The sequence below is a fragment of the Arthrobacter sp. 10T425 genome, assembly GCF_056393985.1.
Window position 1 is genome coordinate 1 of sequence record NZ_JBFTGZ010000140.1, and the last position, 355, is coordinate 355.

1 protein-coding gene is annotated in these 355 nt (G+C 65.9%); it reads left to right on the top strand.

All coding sequences use genetic code 11. The features are described from left to right. Positions 1-82: 82 nt before the first annotated feature. Positions 83-355 (top strand): hypothetical protein (locus AC1DDH_RS20900; protein WP_476956283.1); only part of this gene is annotated, 273 nt, incomplete at its 3' end.

Here is a 355-nt window from a genome sequence, read left to right on the forward strand (position 1 = left end):
CAYCTAYACCGTGGGCGGCACSGTGTCGGGCCTGGCYRCSGGCRCGAGCCTGCARYTGGCCGACACCAATGGCGACACACAGGTGGTCAGCACGAACGGCGGATTCACCATGCCGACGCCGCGACTGGGCGCGACATCCTATGCGGTGACCATGGCGGCCCAGCCTGCCGGCCAGACCTGCACCGTGGCCAATGGATCCGGCACGGTAGCCGCAAGCAATGTGACCAATATCGACGTGACGTGTTCGACGAATACGTACACTCTGAGCGGCACAGCAACCGGTCTGGCGAGCGGCCAGAGCCTGACTGTGCAGGTGAACGGCAGCACGCAGGCAACCGTGACGACGGCTGGCAGC